Here is an 18263-nt window from a genome sequence, read left to right as displayed (position 1 = left end):
ACATCAGCGCTTTGTTCTCGCGCACGCCTTGCTCCAAAAGGGGTCCAGATGACCATAAGCGACGCTATTCACCGTTTGCTGCTCGACAACCTGACCACGGCGACCATCCTGCTCGACGCCGAGCTGCGCCTGGAGTATATGAACCCGGCAGCGGAGATGCTGTTGGCCGTCAGCGGTCAGCGCAGCCACGGCCAGTTCATCAGCGAGCTGTTCACCGAATCCCCCGAGGCGCTCAATTCCCTGCGTCAGGCCGTGGAGCAGGCGCACCCTTTCACCAAGCGTGAAGCGATGCTCACCGCCCTCACCGGCCAGACGCTGACCGTGGATTACGCGGTGACGCCAATCCTCAGCAACGGCGAGACTTTGCTTTTGCTTGAAGTGCACCCGCGTGATCGCCTGCTGCGGATCACCAAGGAAGAGGCGCAGCTGTCCAAGCAGGAAACCAGCAAGATGCTGGTGCGCGGCCTCGCCCATGAGATCAAGAACCCCCTGGGCGGCATCCGTGGCGCAGCGCAATTGCTCGCCCGCGAACTGCCGGAGGAAAGCCTGCGCGATTACACCAATGTGATCATCGAAGAGGCCGACCGCCTGCGCAATCTGGTCGATCGCATGCTCGGCTCGAACAAACTGCCGTCGCTGGCCATGTGCAACGTCCACGAAGTGCTCGAACGCGTCTGCCATCTGGTCGAAGCCGAAAGCCAGGGCTGCATCACCCTGGTGCGTGATTACGACCCGAGCATTCCCGACGTCCTGATCGACCGCGAGCAAATGATTCAGGCGGTGCTGAACATCGTGCGCAATGCGATGCAGGCCATCAGCAGCCAGAACGAGCTGCGCCTGGGCCGCATCAGCCTGCGCACCCGCGCCATGCGCCAGTTCACCATCGGCCACATCCGCCATCGTCTGGTGACCAAGATCGAGATCATCGACAACGGTCCCGGCATTCCGGCGGAACTGCAGGAAACCATTTTCTTTCCCATGGTCAGCGGCCGCCCGGATGGTACCGGGCTGGGCCTGGCCATTACCCAGAACATCATCAGTCAGCACCAGGGCCTGATCGAGTGTGAGAGCCATCCAGGCCACACCACCTTCTCGATCTTCCTGCCACTGGAACAAGGAGCCACATCGACATGAGCCGTAGTGAAACCGTGTGGATCGTCGATGACGACCGTTCTATCCGTTGGGTCCTGGAAAAAGCCTTGCAGCAGGAAGGCATGACCACCCAGAGCTTCGACAGCGCCGATGGCGTGATGAGTCGTCTGGCCCGGCAGCAGCCGGACGTGATCATTTCCGATATCCGCATGCCGGGCGCCAGTGGCCTGGATCTGCTGGCGCGGATTCGCGAACAGCACCCACGGCTGCCGGTCATCATCATGACCGCTCACTCCGATCTGGACAGCGCTGTCGCCTCCTATCAGGGCGGCGCTTTCGAGTACCTGCCCAAGCCGTTCGACGTCGATGAAGCGGTATCGCTGGTCAAACGCGCCAATCAACATGCCCAGGAACAGCAAGGTCTGGAAGTGGTGCCGGCGCTGACCCGCACCCCGGAAATCATCGGCGAAGCGCCGGCGATGCAGGAAGTGTTTCGCGCCATCGGGCGCCTGAGCCACTCCAACATCACCGTGCTGATCAACGGCGAATCCGGTACCGGTAAAGAACTGGTGGCCCACGCCCTGCACCGCCACAGCCCACGCGCGGCCTCGCCGTTCATTGCGCTGAACATGGCGGCGATCCCCAAGGATCTGATGGAATCCGAGCTGTTCGGCCACGAGAAAGGCGCGTTCACCGGCGCGGCGAATTTGCGTCGCGGTCGTTTTGAACAAGCGGACGGCGGCACGCTGTTTCTCGATGAAATCGGCGACATGCCGGCGGACACCCAGACGCGTCTGTTGCGCGTGCTGGCCGATGGCGAGTTCTATCGCGTCGGCGGCCATGTGCCGGTCAAGGTCGATGTGCGCATCATCGCTGCGACACACCAGAATCTGGAAACCCTCGTCCACGCCGGCAAGTTCCGTGAGGATTTGTTCCACCGCCTCAACGTGATCCGCATCCACATCCCGCGCCTGTCGGATCGTCGCGAAGACATCCCGACCCTGGCCCGGCACTTCCTCAGCCGCGCCGCGCAGGAGCTGGCGGTGGAGCCCAAGCTGCTGAAAAGCGAGACCGAGGAATACCTGAAAAACCTGCCTTGGCCAGGCAACGTGCGTCAACTGGAGAACACCTGTCGCTGGATCACTGTCATGGCCTCCGGTCGCGAAGTGCACATCAGCGACTTGCCACCGGAACTGCTCAACCTGCCACAGGATTCGGCGCCAGTGACCAACTGGGAACAGGCCCTGCGCCAATGGGCAGATCAGGCCTTGGCCCGTGGCCAGTCGAGCCTGCTCGACAGCGCAGTGCCGGCGTTCGAGCGGATCATGATCGAGACAGCACTGAAGCACACCGCAGGACGTCGGCGTGATGCGGCGGTGTTGCTGGGTTGGGGGCGTAATACCCTGACGCGCAAGATCAAGGAACTGGGGATGAAGGTTGATGGTGGGGATGATGATGAGGGGGAAGAGGGTTAACGCTTAAGGATTGTCGTGTACTCAGGATCGATCCCCCTCACCCCAGCCCTCTCCCGGGGGAAGGCAGCAATCTCGGGTGGTTTCGAGGCCTGGGTTCGGCTCGGTATCTCAGGTCGGCGTAACTTGACCGGGCAACTCGGTCAGGCCCCTCTCCCTTTGGGAGAGGGGCAGCGTGAGGGCCACCGTGCACCGCATCAATGCACGATGAACCGTGATCGCGCAGAGCCGTATCGCCACCCCCGCATCTGAAAGTGCCGAAAAACCCAGACTTGAAATAAGCGAAAGCCCCGTATTCCGAGGCTTTCGCGTTTTCGAAGCATTTTTTGTTACAGCAAATCAAAACCTGGCACGCCGCCTGCAATATCTATCTCAGGTGATTCGATTCACCACCCGTTTCGGGGACCTTGGTACAGGCAGGCCGGGGATTCCCCTCTTTACACCGGGCTCGCAGCGCAAAGCAGCGAGCCCACCGTTTTGGGATCCTTGGTACAGGCAGGCCGGGGGTTCCCTCTTTACACCGGGCTGACGCCGCAAGCGAAGCCCATGCTTTTGGGAACCCTGATACAGGCAGGTCAGGGATTCCCGCTTTTACACCGCAATGCGTCCCGCCCCTATTCGAATCTGGGGCGCTCGGGCACATGATGTGGGGGCTGGTTTTGCCATGTCGGGTCAAACCTCCTTACTTCCTCCTCCAGCCTGTCCAGCATTTTCCCCGGGCTGGGTTCAGTAGACGCAATGTTCAGCAAACTTTCTTGCTCACCTACGCTGGCCTTTTGGAAGCTTTCAATAAACGACCAGAACCGGCGCTGCAAAAGCAGACGCTCAACCTGAAATTCCGGCGTACGCACCAGATTTCTGAGTTGTTTGATCATTGCGGGGTTCGCTTGAAGGACAAATGAATCCCACAGGGCAGACTTTTCAGCGCGTTGCGTTTGGGGGACATGGTGCAGCCATGGACTGTCCGCCAAATCAGCCTCGATTCTCCCAAGCCACAGATCGGTACCCGTCTGCCGACGTGCAGCTATCAATCGTCGAAGAGAAGCGGGGTCGGCAATCGGACTGCCAGTCAGGTCAAACCCTTTTCTCAGCTCAATGGTTTCGGGAATGGCTCTGATCGCGGTATAGGCCAGATTCAAACGTGTCCTGGGAATATCGGATGTCACACCATCCGGGAATTCTCTTATACGAGTTCGGTGGAGATCGACTTCCCGCAACGCCGTCATTCCCCGCAGTGAGGGCGCCACAGCCAGCCGACTTTCCGACAAATTCAATATCTCCAGCCGCGACGGACCGTTCTGCAAACCAAGCCCGGGCGGCGGCGAGGTTATGAACGTATTGGCCAGATTCAACTCTCGCAATCCGGACATGCGAGTCACATCAGGTGCTTCTGTCAAATCGGGATTATGGTACAGGTCAAGCACCTCCAACCGTGACGCCACGGGCCATTGATCCAGCCCGACAGGGGGACGACTCAAACCACAGGAACGTGCGCGCAAGACCCGCAACTCGCTCATGCCACGCACTGAAAAAAGCGGCCAGATACTGCAGTGCGTCAGGCTCAACTCCCGCAAACGGGTCAATCGCGTGAAATGCTCAAGGCCGTCCGACGGGAGCCATAGTCTGGCTTCCTGCATCGTCAGGACTTTCAACGCCGGGAGTTTATCGATTTCGGCCAACAGTTCATGACACTTGCCATTGAATCTGCGGATTTCGAGGGTTTCAATGTGGGAAAGCATCGAGAACAATTTTCCCAGACTTTTCGAAGGACTTCCTTCCAGGCCTAGAGATACGACGGATCTGAGCGGAACGGAACAACCCGGTAGCGCCAGATTGCGCCGACTTCCCAGGTCGAGCTCCAGCTTGAAACCGACCAGCCGCCCGTCGCGGTAGACTTTTTCCGAATGCTCTCCCTGCCATTTGAACAACCGACGCACGTTGGCCCCTATTGCCAGCCGGCGCCTGCGTTCGGCAATGTCCTGGCCTTTGTAACCCGTCTCCCAGGCAGTGATCTCACGGTTCAATCGAGGAAACTCCAGCTCAAGCCGCTTGAGTTCGACTTCTGCGACACCCGCTTCCCCATAACGCGCAATGAAATCATCGGCATGTTGATCCGTCGCATCAGCAAAATAGCGTCTGACCAGTGTCCGTGTGGTCGCAACCAGAACCGGCGGCTGTCCCCCGGAGGGACCTGCGCCGGTGAGCCAGGGGCGGTGAAAGTTGAACGGGTTGGCAGGTGCTTGAGCAGCGCCATCCATCCCACCGCGCAAACCTGTGAGGATGCAAACCCAGGTGTTCTGCTCGCTGCGGGTGATCGCCAGGGTTTCACCGCCCAGGCTGGCGCGGTAAATGTTCACGCTGTCGGCAGCGACGGGATCGTTGGGTTTGACCAGGCGCCAAACCCTGTATTCCGGGCGGGAGGCATCCAGATCCTGCATCACCTGATACGCCTGCTCATGGATGACCACATAGAGTTTGCCATCGTGACGTATCACGCCGTCGCTGCCCGATTGTGCGCCACTGACATCCAGCCCGGCATGAAAGCCATCCAGGCTTTGGGCGGTCAGGGGGTTGGTGCGGGTGCTGAAGTCGCTGTGCGGATGCCAGATGCCGCTTTCGCTATCGCGCAACATCCATGGGCCGCAAGGGTACAACTCGCCGGGATGTCGAGCGCGATACCATCCCGTATCCGGATCAACTGCGACGAGAACGAGGCCACTGCCAGGGACGTCAACATAACGGCGATTTTTGTACAACCTGAAGCCTTCGCCATCAGCGTCAGGCAATTCGGTGGTTGATGTTATCCGGTAAGTCTCCAGCGACCGGTGTATCACAGGAGAGATGGCAGCAACCTCCGGTGCCGGGCGAACCTCGACCACCGGCGCCGATAGGATCGTATTCGGGCCTGCGTCGTCGCCAGGTTTGGTGCTAAGCGACATCAGATCATCGAGACCAGCCCAGGGGACCGTGCCATCGCGGACGGGCATATCCGCCGCTGTGAAATCCTTGTCCGAGCTTCGCTTCGGGAACGTGTGGACATCCGTATCAACGTGGGTGCTGCCCCCGCGAGGTGGTTTTACTGACATGTTTTTTCATCCTTGAAAAGTCGCCCCGCCATTCATGCTCAGGCGGGGGGGTCGGCATCCTGCCGGTTAGCTGGGAAGACCAACGATAGCCTGCGTTAACGTTGACGCGCAGCGGAAAAACAGACGGCTCCGGTGGGAAATGACGCTAGCAAATGTGGGAATGGCAGGGCAGGCCGAACGTCATCAGCCTGCGCTTTTGTGCAGGGGTGATGATGCCGGCATCGTGCCGCCTGCGGTTTGCACCCCCCTATGCAAGCCGCGGCCGCTTGGGCAAATGATGCGGGGGCTGGTGCTGCCAGGTTGAGTCGAACTTCGTCATTTCCTCTTCGAGCCTTTCCAGCATTTTTCCGGGACTGGACTCCGTTATCGCGATGTCCCGCAAAGCGTCTTGCTCACCAAGACTCGCCTTTTGGAAATGTTCCAGAAACGCCCAGACCCGACGCTGCAGAAGCGGCCGCTCAACCTGAAACTCAGGCGTGCGGACCAGCTCTCTGATTTTGCCCATCATGGCAACATTCGTCTGATCGATTAACGAGTCCCAGAGGGAAATCCGGGCGGCGCGTTGCGCCTGTGGAACATTGTGCATCCAGTGGTCTATGACCAGATGGCTCGAAGCTCGTCCCAACCAGATGTCCGTACCTGTTTGCCGACGTGCAGCAATCAACCGCCGAAAGTAGACAGGATCGGAAATCAACGTGCCGGTAAGGTTGAAACCTTCCCTGAGTTCAACAGCTTCGGGGATTGATTCGATCCGGGTATAACTCAGATCCAGACGTGCTCGGGGAACCTCGGAGTTCACGCCGTCCGGGAAAGTTTTTATCGCGGTATGGCTCAGGTCAACCTCCAGCAATGCCGACATTGCGCTGAGCGACGGCGCCACAGCGAGTGGGGTGCTGGATAAATTCAAGACCTGGAGTCGCGAAGGACCGCTCTGCATGCCAAGCCCGGGTGGCGGCGCGGATATGCGGGTATGGGACAGATCCAATACTCGCAATTCGGACATCTGGGTCACATCAGGCGGATGTCGCAGTTCGGGATTGTGGTACAGATCAAGCACCTGCAACCGTGACGCCACGGCCACCTCATCCAATCCGAAAGGCAGACGGAGCAAGCCACAGGAACGTGCGCGCAATACCCGTAACCCGGTCATCCCTCGCACTGAAAGATCGGGCCAGATACCACAGTTGATCAGGCTCAACTCTTCCAGCCCGGTCAATGTGGCGAAGTGGTCGAGGCCTGTCGACGACAGCAACAGACTGCTTTCACGAATTTCCAGGACTCTCAACTGTGGGAGCTTGTCGAGTTGGGCAAGCAATTTCTGGCCGTCGATTCTGCGTGTTTGCAAGGTGTCCATGCGCGGGAACATCGACAACAGATCTCCCAGATTCCTAGAGGTGCGTCCCTCCAGGCCAAGAGACACAACAGATCCGAGTCGAATCGAAAAAACCGGAAGGGCGAAATTCCCCCGCGCGCCCAAATCCAGTTTCAACCTGAAGCCGATCAGCCGGCCATCCCGGTAGACTTTTTCCGAACTGTCGCCCTGCCACTTGAACAATCGACGCACGCTGGCACCTATTGCCAGTCGCCGAATGCGCTCGGCACTGCTGTCACCCCTGTAGGCAGTCTCCCACGCAGTGACCTCACGGTTGAGTTGAGGAAACTCAAGCTGTAGCCGTTTGAGCTCCACCTCAGCCGCACCTGCCTCAGTAAATCGGGCAATGAAATCATCGGCATGCTGATCGGTGGAGTCGGCGAAATAGCGTTTTACCTGCGCCCGCGTGGTCACGTCTGCGACCACCGCTTGCCCCCGTGAAGGGCCGGAGTCAGTGAGCCAGGGGCGATGAAAGTTGAACGGATTGGCACCTGCAGCCTCATTGCGCTGCATGCCCCCGCGTAAACCAGGAAGGATGGAAACCCAGGTATTGCGCTCGTTCCGGGTAATGGCCAGCGTCTCACCGCCGAGGCTGGCGCGATAAATGTTTGCGCTGTCGGTGGCGCCGGGATGACTGGGATCAACCAGACGCCAGACCTTGTATTCCGGGCGAGACGCAGCAAGATCCTGCAAAACCTGATACGCCTGTTGATCAATGACCACGTAGAGCTTGCCAGCGTGACGTACCACGCCGTCGCTGCCGGGGGCGACGCCGCTGAGATCCAGCCCGCTGCGAAATCCCTGCAAACCCGCAGCGGTCAGAGGATCGGTGCGTGCGTTGAAGTCGTTGTGCGGATGCCAGAGGCCGCTGCGGCTATCCCGCAACATCCATGGACCGGTGGGCAGCAACTCGCTGGGGAGTCGAGCGCGATAAAATCCGCTGTCCGGATCCACCCCTACCAGAACGATGCCGCCGCCAGACACATCCACATACTGACGTTTTTTGTACAGCCTGAAGCCGTCACCGTCAGCTGCCGGCAGTCCGGCCGGTGATCGCATTGCGTAACTGTCCAGCGACCTGGCGATGACGGGAGGACTTGGATTGGTGTGCGGCGCAGGGCGAACCTCGACCATCGGCGTCGGCAAGGTCCTGTCCGCGCCGACAACATCGCCCGGCAAGCTGCCCCGCAGCTTCGGATCATCGCCACGAACCCAGGGGGCGGTGCCATTGAGATCGGGAGTGCGCACCAGTGCGAAATCCTTGTCCAGACGTCGGGTCATGGCCGGGTGAACATCCGTGTCCACGCGGGTGCTGCCACTGCGGGGTGGTTTTACTGGCATGTTTTCATCCTTGAAAGTCGTCCCTGGCATTTATCCCAGAGACGATGGGGGGGTGGCATTGCTGTTACAGACGGGTCGAGGTTTGCCGCTTTTGCATCGGCACTGCGTACTCCTGCGAGTTACTCGAACCTGGGCCGCTTGGGCAAAGGATGCAGCGGCTGACTCTGTCGTCCTCCGTCATAGCTGCGGATTTCATTCTCCAGCCTGTCCAGCATTCTCCCGGGACTCGTTTCCGTATAAAGAATGACGTCGAGCCTGGCCCGCTCGTTGACTTCGGCGCTGTCATACATTTCCAGAAACCACCACACGCGCCGCTGCAGAAGCGGGCGCTCCACGTGAAACTCGGGCGTTCGACTAAGTCGACGAAGAATGCCGGTCACTGCCAGTGGCATTGCGGCGTTATGCCTGTCCCACAGCGCTTGTTTTTCCGCTATCTGTTCCTGTGGCACATTGCGTAGCCAGAGATCGGCAGTTACATCGCTGCTTTCCTGCCCAAGCCAGATATCGGTGCCTGTCTCTACACGTGCTCGTATCAACCGCCGTAAAGAGGCCGGGTCCATTATCGGATTGCCGATGAGATTGAAGCCCGCTCTGAGCTCCACGGACTCGGGGATCGACCTGATGTGATTGTCCGCAAGATTAAGTTCTCTTGCGGGAATCCTGTCGGTAATGCCCTCGGGAAATCTTTGCAATCGTGTATTGGAAAGATCCAGCTCCTGCAGTGCGGTCATGTGTTCGAGTGAGGGGCTGGTCGAAAGCGGATTGCCCCCCAGTCTCAACACTTCCAGCGTCGACGCCACGTCGATGGCATCAAGTCCGGAAGGCAGCAGGTGTATTCCGGTGCGGCTCAGATCCAGCACCCGCAGTTCAGTCATCCCTCTGATATCAGCTGCCACGTGCAAAAAGGTGACTTGCTCCTGATGCCGCATCTGCATGTCCAGGCTGTTCACCGGGGCCTCGAAGGTGTTGCAAAGCCATAGCTCGTTTAGCCTGGCAAGGCCTCGTACGGAAAAGTCAGACGTCAATTCACAGTCCTGCAGGTGCAGCCTTTGCAAACGCGGGAATCTTTTCAATTGCTCGGCAAAGCGCGAATCCAGCCTGAATTTCGAATAAGCCCGTTCGATCACGTTCCAGCCTTGAAACCGCCCTTCCACTTCGATTGCCTGACTGGTAATGGTCAGACTTTCAAGATTGGGAAACTGTGCGCAAAACACGTCCGGGTCCAGCCGGCCACGGCCTCTTAAAGTCAGAGAAACCACTGAGCTGAATTTCAAGGAAAGCGGTTTTTGAACTGGCCATATCGTCAGATCGATTTCCAGCTTGAAGCCCACATGCCGCCCGTCACGGTAGACGCGCTGTTCGGGCTGACCTTGCCATCGGTACAACTGGCGAAACGTCGCCCATATATTCCGCGCCTCATGTAACTCCTTGTCCGATGAAATGCGACCTCGACTGATCGGCAGGTCAAAACGCGTCGAGTCCAATTGCGCCAGCCCAAGCTGAATATGCTTGAGCTCAAGCTCTGCCACGTCCTTGTCATCGAACCGGGCGATGAAGGCATCCGCGTCCTCGTCGGTCGTGTCGGGCAGGTACTTGCGGATCTGCTCCCGGGTAGTTGGTTCCACGACTTCACGCGCATACCAAAGTCCGCTGTCCACATCGCGCAGCATCACCGGGCCGGATGGGAGCAACTCGCTTGGCCGCCGGGCTCGATACAGACCCGTCGCAGGATCCACTGCGACAGGCACCAGGTCGCCGTTGACCAGGTCTGCGTAGGTTCGCCGACTGATCACCCGCAAACCCTCACTGTTGACCTGTGGAAGTATCGCTCGGGCGTTGGTGACGTAATTGTCCAGCGAAGGCTGGGTGGTGGGAGGGCGAATACCTTCTGCGAGTGCGCGCACCACAACGGCCGCGGCAGGAGGTATGGCACCCAGGGTCGCATCACTGGATGATTCGGCGCGCGGCAGCAAATGGTGCTGAGCAAAATTCACATCGACGCCTATGCGACCCGGGTGGCCGTGGAGCGAAATGTCGGCGTCCGCAGCCCGATGCAGGCTGCCCGGAACGTCCACGTGGGTACCGCCACCGCGAGGGGGTTTTACTGGCATGTTTTCATCCTTGAAAAAGACGCCCCATGCTGTCGAGCAAGGGGACAACGGGTTTCGGCATCCTGCCGTTTGAAGGGGCAAACGATAGCGTGGACGAGCATCGGACGGAGATGGGAAAGGGAGACGGCCGCAGTGGGAAACGACCTCAAACAGTGTCGGAGCGCGCCCAGTGATGAGGACTTGCCCCTAGGGCTCGCTCAAGCGGATCTCCAGCCGCCAACGATCATCGACCTCGCTGCCAACCCAGTCGCCCTGCAACGGGCGCGCTGCCAGCACCGTCAGCAATAACCCTCCATCGCTTTTGCGCGTGCGCCAGTTGACGTCCTTGCCGTTGAGCCTGAGCTGGCCCTTCTGCGGTCGACCTTCGGCCTGAAACAGCAGCGCGACGGTGCCATCGATAATCTCGCCGTGCAGTTTCGGCTCGTTGTTGAACCACACCACCAGGCCGCCATCGGTGACCTCGACACGCTCCAGCACGCTTGGATCGGGCGTGGTCAGACGGCCAATCATCAAGCCGATCATCAAGCCGACAATCGCCAGCGAGCCGATGACTCGCGGGAATAGTTTCGAACGGTTGTCCACAGGCGGCGTAGAATGCCGCTCATCTTTACCTTCGGAGCCGTGCATGTTTCACGTCATCCTTTTTCAACCAGAAATTCCGCCGAACACCGGCAACGTTATCAGGCTGTGCGCCAACAGTGGCTGCCACCTGCATTTGATCGAACCACTGGGTTTCGAGATGGACGACAAGCGCCTGCGCCGTGCCGGTCTCGACTACCACGAATATGCCACGTTGCAGCGTCACGCTGACCTGGCCAGCTGTCTGGAAAGTCTGGGTAACCCGCGCGTGTTCGCCTTCACCACCAAGGGCTCGCGGCCGTTCCATGATGCCGCGTTCGTGCCCGGCGACGCGTTTCTGTTCGGCCCGGAAAGTCGTGGCCTGCCGGCGGACGTGCTCGACGCCCTGCCCGCCGAACAGCGTCTGCGCCTGCCGATGCGCGAAGGCTGCCGCAGCCTGAACCTGTCCAACACCGTGGCGGTCGCCGTGTACGAAGCGTGGCGGCAGAACGACTTCAAATAGTTTTCGCCTGACCAAAACAATCGCGGGCAAGCCCGCTCCCACAGGAATGTGCAAAACCTGTGGGAGCGGGCTTGCCCGCGATGCGTATCCGAGCCTTTATTGAACGGTCGGGGTCTCGCCGCTTTCCTGCATGCGCTGCAGCTCTTGCGCGTACAGGGCGTCGAAGTTCACCGGGGCCAGCATCAGCGCCGGGAACGAACCGCGGGTGACCAGGCTGTCCAGGGTTTCGCGGGCGTACGGGAACAGGATGTTCGGGCAGAATGCACCGAGGGTGTGGCTCATCGAAGCCGCGTCCAGATTCTTGATCAGGAAGATACCGGCCTGTTGCACTTCAGCGATGAAGGCCACTTCTTCGCCGTTTTTCACGGTAACGGAAAGGGTCAGCACCACTTCGTAGAAATCGCCTTCCAGCGCTTTCTGGCGGGTGTTCAGATCCAGACCGACCGCCGGATCCCACTGCTGGCGGAAGATCGCCGGGCTTTTCGGGGCTTCGAAGGACAGGTCGCGTACGTAGATGCGCTGCAAGGAGAATTGCGGTGCGGTTTCTTCTTCGCTGGCTGCAGTGTTCTGTTGGTCAGTCATCTCAGATCCTTATCGATCTTGGGTCTTTTAGGGAGTGCTGTACGTGGGTGCAGCCGTTCAGCCCTTGAGCAGCGCGTCGAGTTTGCCGGCGCGCTCCAGGGCGTATAAATCATCGCAACCGCCGATGTGCTTTGCGCCGATCCAGATCTGCGGCACGGACGTGCGCCCGGCCTTTTTGGTCATTTCGGCACGCAGCTGCGGCTTGCCATCGACCTTGATCTCTTCGAAGGCCACGCCTTTGCTGGCGAGCAGATGCTTGGCGCGCGAGCAGTAAGGGCAGTAATCGCTGGAATAGACGATGACTTCACTCATGTCATTTCACCAGCGGCAGGTTGTCGCCTTTCCAGCTGGAAATCCCGCCGGACAGCTTGGCGGCGGTGAAGCCGGACTTCATCAGCTCGCGGGCGTGGGTGCCGGCGGTCTGACCGAGGGCGTCGACCAGAATGATGGTCTTGGCCTTGTGTTTTTCCAGCTCCCCGACGCGGGCGGCCAGTTTGTCTTGCGGGATGTTCACCGCGCCGACGATGTGGCCAGCGGCGTAATCCTTGGCCGGACGGATGTCCACCACCACGCCTGCATCTTTATTGACCAGTGCGGTCAGCTCGCCGGTGCTCAGGCTTTTGCCGCCGCCCTGCATCGTGTGCGCCAGCAACAGAGCCAGAAGTACGACGAAGATACCGACAAGAATGTAGTGGTTAGTGGCAAATTCAATCAGGTGAGCAACCATCGAAGGAGGTTCCAGGGCGTTAAAATGTCGGCCAGTATACACAGCCACTATGGTCGGCCAAACCCCGTCCGGCGGTGACGCGGTCGGAACTTCGCTTTAAACTCCAACTCCGTTTTCCATCGCCCTCTTCTTTATCAGCCACGAGTGGATTCCATGACGACTACGCCCAAACCTTTGGTCCTGATGATTCTCGACGGCTTCGGTCACAGCGACAGCCCCGAATCCAATGCTGTGTTCGCGGCAAAGAAACCCGTGCTGGATCGTCTGTGGGCCACCGTGCCGAACGGCCTGATCTCGGGCAGCGGCATGGACGTCGGTCTGCCGGACGGCCAGATGGGCAACTCCGAAGTCGGCCACATGAACCTCGGCGCCGGGCGCGTGGTGTATCAGGACTTCACCCGTGTGACCAAAGCGATCCGCGACGGCGAATTCTTCGACAATCCGACCATCTGCGCCGCTGTGGATAAAGCCGTGGCCGCCGGCAAAGCCGTGCACTTCATGGGCCTGCTGTCCGATGGCGGCGTGCACAGCCATCAGGATCACCTGATCGCCATGGCCGAGCTGGCCTTCAAGCGCGGCGCCGAAAAAATCTATCTGCACGCCTTCCTCGATGGCCGCGACACGCCGCCGAAAAGCGCCGCTTCGTCGATCGAACTGCTCGACGCGACTTTCCAGGCATTGGGCAAAGGCCGGATCGCCAGCATCATCGGCCGCTATTTCGCCATGGACCGTGACAACCGTTGGGATCGCGTCGCCCAGGCCTATAACCTGATCGTCGACGGCAATGGCGAATTCAACGCCGCCACCGCTCAGGAAGGTCTTGAAGCTGCCTACGCCCGTGGCGAAAGCGACGAATTCGTCAAAGCCACCTCCATCGGTGAGCCGGTGAAAGTTGAAGACGGCGACGCAGTGGTGTTCATGAACTTCCGTGCCGACCGCGCCCGCGAGCTGACCCGGGTGTTCGTCGAAGACGATTTCAAGGAATTCGCGCGCGCCCGTCAGCCGAAACTGGCCGGTTTCGTCATGCTTACCCAGTACGCCGCAAGTATTCCGGCACCGTCGGCCTTCGCCGCCGGCAGCCTGGAAAACGTTCTCGGTGATTATCTGGCGAAAAACGGCAAGACCCAGCTGCGCATTGCTGAAACCGAAAAATACGCTCACGTGACCTTCTTCTTCTCCGGCGGTCGTGAAGAACCGTTCCCGGGCGAAGAGCGCATCCTGATCCCGTCGCCGAAAGTCGCTACTTATGACTTGCAGCCGGAAATGAGCGCGCCGGAAGTCACCGACCGTATCGTCGACGCGATCGAAAACCAGCGTTACGACGTGATCGTGGTCAACTACGCCAACGGCGATATGGTCGGCCACAGCGGTGTGTTCGATGCGGCGGTAAAAGCGGTCGAGTGCCTGGACACCTGCGTCGGTCGCATCGTTGAAGCGCTGGAAAAGGTCGGCGGCGAAGCACTGATCACCGCCGACCACGGCAACGTCGAGCAAATGGCCGATGAATCCACCGGTCAGGCGCACACCGCGCACACCACCGAGCCGGTGCCGTTCATCTACGTCGGCAAACGCGACCTGAAAGTGCGCGAAGGCGGCGTGCTGGCGGACGTAGCGCCGACCATGCTGATGCTGCTGGGTCTGGAAAAACCGGCGGAGATGACCGGGACTTCGATTCTGGTCTGAGCCGAATCCGGAAAACACCGCAAAAACCCTGTGGGAGCTGGCTTGCCAGCGATAGCAAGCTGACAGCCAGCATTTATGTTGAATGTGCAGCCGCCATCGCTGGCAAGCCAGCTCCCACAGTGGTTTGTGCTGGTTTCGAAGATTATTTTCAGCTGTATCTCCAGCCAGTTATCACACAGCCCCAATTGGGCGTTTTTTTTGCAGCCTCGGGCGGGCATACTAGGCCGTCCCTTACCCTGGTGCCGCCCGCCCCTATGCTTCGCGTCCTGATCGCCCTTGCTCTGACCTGTCTGCTCCAGCCGGCCTTCGCCGACGAGCGCGCGCAAACCCAACAGCAGTTGGAGGCCACGCGTCAGGATATCGCCGAGCTGAAAAAACTCTTGGGCAAGCTGCAGGAAGAAAAGTCCGGCGTGCAGAAAGAGCTCAAGGGCACTGAAACCGAGATGGGCAAGCTGCAGAAGCAGGTCGACGCGCTGCAGAAAGAACTGCAGAAAAGCGAATCCGAGCTGCAGCGGCTCGATGCAGAGAAAAAAACTCCAGAGCGCGCGCACTGAACAGCAGCGACTGATCGCCATTCAGGCCCGAGCGGCGTACCAGAACGGCCGCCAGGAATACCTCAAGCTGCTGCTCAACCAGCAGAATCCCGAGAAATTCGCCCGCACCCTCACCTATTACGACTACCTGAGCCAGGCACGCCTGGAGCAGTTGAAGAACTTCAATGAAACCCTGCGCCAACTGGCCAATGTCGAAAAAGACATCGGTCTGCAGCAAGCGCAGTTGCTGGTGCAGAAAAGCGACCTGGACACGCAGCGCGAAGCACTCGAGAAAGTCCGCAAGGAGCGCCAGCAGGTTCTCGCCAGACTCAATGACGACGTCAAGGCCCGCGATCAGAAACTCGCCGCCCGCGAGCAGGATCAGGCAGACCTGTCTAAAGTCCTTAAAACCATTGAAGAAACCCTGGCCCGACAGGCTCGTGAGGCAGAAGAGGCGCGGCAGAAAGCGCTGATCGCCCAGCAGGAAGCGGAAAAAAAGCGTTTGCGTGAGGCGCAGGCTGAAAACAGCGACGCCCCACGAAAATCCGCCAGATCAAGCCCCGGCGCGCTGGTATCGAGCAGCGGCGAAACGTTTGGCGGGCCATTTGCTGCAACCCGGGGAAAACTTCCGTGGCCGGTTGATGGTCGATTACTCGCACGCTTCGGTGAAAGCCGTGGCGACGACGCCCGCACCAAGTGGGATGGCGTGATGATCAGCGCCTCCGCCGGCAGCCAGGTGCACGCCGTACACGGCGGGCGCGTGGTGTTCGCCGATTGGCTGCGCGGTGCCGGTTTGCTGGTGATTCTTGATCACGGCAACGGTTTTCTGAGTCTTTACGGCCACAACCAGACGCTGCTCAAGTCGGCGGGTGATGTGGTCAAGGCGGGCGAGTCGATTTCCACTGTCGGTAACAGTGGCGGTCAGGACACGCCAGCGCTGTATTTCGCAATTCGTCAGCAGGGTCACCCGAGTGATCCGGCGCAATGGTGTCGTGCGCAAGGATAAGCGCACCACCTAATTCAGGAGTTCGTTCGACATGCTGCATTTGTCCCGCCTTACCTCGCTGGCCCTGACGATCGCCCTGGTGATCGGCGCGCCTCTGGCGTTCGCCGCGCAACCGGCCCCGACCGTCGCTCCGACAGGCACTGCCGCGACCGCCAAGGCGCCGTTGCCACTGGAAGAGCTGCGCACCTTCGCCGAGGTCATGGACCGGATCAAAGCCGCCTATGTCGAGCCTGTAGACGACAAGACCCTGTTGGAAAACGCGATCAAGGGCATGCTCAGCAACCTCGATCCGCATTCGGCCTACCTTGGCCCGGAAGATTTCACCGAGCTGCAGGAAAGCACCAGCGGTGAATTCGGCGGTCTGGGCATCGAAGTCGGCGCCGAGGACGGCTTCATCAAGGTTGTCTCGCCGATTGATGACACGCCAGCGTCGAAGGCGGGCATCCAGGCGGGTGACTTCATCGTCAAGATCAACGGCCAGCCAACCCGTGGCCAGACCATGACCGAAGCCGTCGACAAGATGCGCGGCAAGATCGGCCAGAAAATCACCCTGACCCTGGTTCGCGATGGCGGCACGCCGTTCGACGTGACCCTGGCCCGTGCAGTAATTCAGGTCAAGAGCGTCAAGGCGCAGCTGCTGGAATCGGGCTACGGCTATATCCGCATCACCCAGTTCCAGGTCAAGACCGGCGAAGAAGTCTCCAAGGCTCTGGCCAAACTGCGCAAGGACAACGGCAAGAAGCTCAACGGCATCATCCTCGACCTGCGCAACAACCCGGGTGGTGTGCTGCAATCGGCGGTGGAAGTGGTCGACCACTTCATCACCAAAGGCCTGATCGTCTACACCAAGGGCCGCATCGCCAATTCCGAGCTGCGCTTCTCCGCCACCGGCAAGGATGAAAGCGAAGCGGTACCGATGGTCGTGCTGATCAACGGTGGCAGTGCCTCGGCTTCGGAAATCGTCGCCGGCGCCCTGCAGGACCAGAAGCGTGCCGTGGTCATGGGCACCACCAGTTTCGGCAAGGGCTCGGTGCAGACCGTGCTGCCGCTGAACAACGACCGCGCGCTGAAGATCACCACCGCGCTGTACTTCACGCCGAACGGCCGCTCGATCCAGGCTCAGGGCATCGTGCCGGACATCGAAGTGCGCCGCGCGAAGATCACCAACGAAGCCGACAGCGAATACTTCAAGGAAGCCGATCTGCAAGGTCACTTGGGCAACGGCAACGGCGGCGCCGACAAACCGAGCGGCTCCGGCGGCAAGGCCAAAGCGATGCCGCAGGATGACGATTACCAGTTGGCCCAGGCCCTGAGCCTGCTCAAAGGCCTGAGCATCACGTCCGGCCGCTGAGGATGTTGTTGCGTTCCCTCTGCGTTCTGTTGTGCTGTCTGGCGGGTCTTGCCCAAGCAGAGCCCGCCAGTTCCTCGCCGCACAAGGCCTACCTGACACTGATCATCGATGACCTGGGGCAGAACCTGCCCCGGGATCGTCGCGTGCTCGCCCTGCCCGGCCCGGTCACGGCGGCGATCATGCCCGATACCCCCCACGCCACCGAATTTGCCCGCGAAGCCCATCGCGCCGGCAAGATCGTCATCCTGCACATGCCCATGGACCCGGCCACCGGGCCGTACGCCTGGCACCCCGAACTGCCCCTCGAAGAACTGCAGAAACGCCTGAATGCTGCGTTCGAAAAAGTCCCGTTCACCGCCGGCATCAACAATCACATGGGCAGCCGCATGACCGCGCAGCCTGTGGCGATGGCGTGGTTGATGGGCGAATTGCAGCGTCGGCACAAGTTCTTCGTCGACAGCCGCACCAGCGCTCAAACGGTCGCTGCGCAGCAGGCGCAGAAGATCGACCTGGCCAGCGTTTCCCGTGATGTGTTTCTTGATGATGAGCGCACCGAAGCGGCCATTGCCACTCAGTTGCAGACCGCGATCGCCCTGGCGCACAAACAGGGTTCAGCGGTGATGATCGGCCATCCGTATCCGCAGACCCTGGCGGTGCTCGAGCGCGAATTACCCAAGCTCAAAGCGCAGGGCATCGACTGGATCGATATCAAGCAGATGATCAGCGTGCGCAGCAACCGCGCCATGGCTGGCCATGGCAAGGATGGCGTTTACCGGTAACACCCGGTCACGTTGCAATACATAGTTACCACCGAACGCCCCTCCCC

The 18263-nt window shown here is 60.0% G+C and carries 13 protein-coding genes and 1 pseudogene; 7 read left to right on the top strand and 7 right to left on the bottom strand.

All coding sequences use genetic code 11. The annotated features are described in order from the left end of the window. Positions 1-48 precede the first annotated feature (48 nt). Complete coding sequence (glnL, locus tag AB4O45_RS14995) at positions 49-1134, top strand: nitrogen regulation protein NR(II) (protein WP_024011230.1); 1086 nt, start codon at positions 49-51, stop codon at positions 1132-1134. Next, a complete protein-coding gene (gene ntrC, locus AB4O45_RS14990; protein WP_016772108.1) occupies positions 1131-2567 on the top strand; it encodes a nitrogen regulation protein NR(I) in 1437 nt (478 codons plus the stop codon). Before glnL ends, ntrC begins: the two co-directional genes overlap by 4 nt. A gap of 611 nt (positions 2568-3178) precedes the next feature. Here ntrC and AB4O45_RS14985 read toward each other — a convergent pair. The 4 genes from AB4O45_RS14985 to AB4O45_RS14970 form a co-directional block, all read right to left on the bottom strand. Beyond that, positions 3179-5650: a leucine-rich repeat domain-containing protein gene (locus tag AB4O45_RS14985; protein WP_460160247.1), complete on the bottom strand. Its 2472-nt coding sequence runs from the start codon at positions 5648-5650 to the stop codon at positions 3179-3181. A 247-nt stretch (positions 5651-5897) separates the two neighbouring features. Continuing rightward, on the bottom strand, positions 5898-8363 hold the full coding sequence (locus AB4O45_RS14980) for a leucine-rich repeat domain-containing protein (protein ID WP_460160246.1): 2466 nt from the start codon (positions 8361-8363) through the stop codon (positions 5898-5900). 119 nt (positions 8364-8482) lie between these two features. Continuing rightward, positions 8483-10474 carry a leucine-rich repeat domain-containing protein gene (locus AB4O45_RS14975; RefSeq protein ID WP_460160245.1) on the bottom strand — a complete coding sequence of 664 codons (1992 nt, stop codon included), beginning with the start codon at positions 10472-10474 and terminating at the stop codon, positions 8483-8485. A gap of 186 nt (positions 10475-10660) precedes the next feature. Next, positions 10661-11101 (bottom strand): hypothetical protein, encoded by a 441-nt coding sequence (locus AB4O45_RS14970; protein WP_056787242.1) that lies wholly within the window; start codon positions 11099-11101, stop codon positions 10661-10663. Here AB4O45_RS14970 and AB4O45_RS14965 point away from each other — a divergent pair. Further along, positions 11100-11555 (top strand): tRNA (cytidine(34)-2'-O)-methyltransferase, encoded by a 456-nt coding sequence (locus tag AB4O45_RS14965; RefSeq protein WP_016772113.1) that lies wholly within the window; start codon positions 11100-11102, stop codon positions 11553-11555. The genes AB4O45_RS14970 and AB4O45_RS14965 overlap by 2 nt on opposite strands. Before the next feature lie 96 nt (positions 11556-11651). Here the strand turns inward: AB4O45_RS14965 and secB are convergent, their stop codons facing one another. From secB to AB4O45_RS14950, 3 genes are read right to left on the bottom strand one after another with little or no spacing between them, the layout of a single operon-like run. Next, a complete protein-coding gene (gene secB / locus AB4O45_RS14960) occupies positions 11652-12137 on the bottom strand; it encodes a protein-export chaperone SecB (protein WP_016772114.1) in 486 nt (161 codons plus the stop codon). Positions 12138-12194: 57 nt separating this feature from the next. Beyond that, a complete protein-coding gene (gene grxC / locus AB4O45_RS14955; RefSeq protein WP_016772115.1) occupies positions 12195-12449 on the bottom strand; it encodes a glutaredoxin 3 in 255 nt (84 codons plus the stop codon). Between the two features lies 1 nt (position 12450). Next, complete coding sequence (locus AB4O45_RS14950) at positions 12451-12864, bottom strand: rhodanese-like domain-containing protein (protein WP_016772116.1); 414 nt, start codon at positions 12862-12864, stop codon at positions 12451-12453. A gap of 153 nt (positions 12865-13017) precedes the next feature. Here AB4O45_RS14950 and gpmI point away from each other — a divergent pair, with 153 nt between their 5' ends. From gpmI to AB4O45_RS14930, 4 genes and pseudogenes are all read left to right on the top strand, one after another. Then, positions 13018-14547: a 2,3-bisphosphoglycerate-independent phosphoglycerate mutase gene (gene gpmI, locus AB4O45_RS14945; RefSeq protein ID WP_256808494.1), complete on the top strand. Its 1530-nt coding sequence runs from the start codon at positions 13018-13020 to the stop codon at positions 14545-14547. Positions 14548-14801: 254 nt separating this feature from the next. Continuing rightward, positions 14802-16086, top strand: a pseudogene (locus tag AB4O45_RS14940) (murein hydrolase activator EnvC family protein). Positions 16087-16117: 31 nt separating this feature from the next. Beyond that, positions 16118-17437 carry a S41 family peptidase gene (locus tag AB4O45_RS14935; protein WP_423664265.1) on the top strand — a complete coding sequence of 440 codons (1320 nt, stop codon included), beginning with the start codon at positions 16118-16120 and terminating at the stop codon, positions 17435-17437. Positions 17438-17439: 2 nt separating this feature from the next. Continuing rightward, a complete protein-coding gene (locus AB4O45_RS14930; protein ID WP_460094354.1) occupies positions 17440-18216 on the top strand; it encodes a divergent polysaccharide deacetylase family protein in 777 nt (258 codons plus the stop codon). Positions 18217-18263 lie beyond the last annotated feature (47 nt).

It is taken from the genome of Pseudomonas sp. S2_B10, from assembly GCF_054668425.1.
This window is presented reverse-complemented; position numbering and strand designations above follow the sequence as displayed.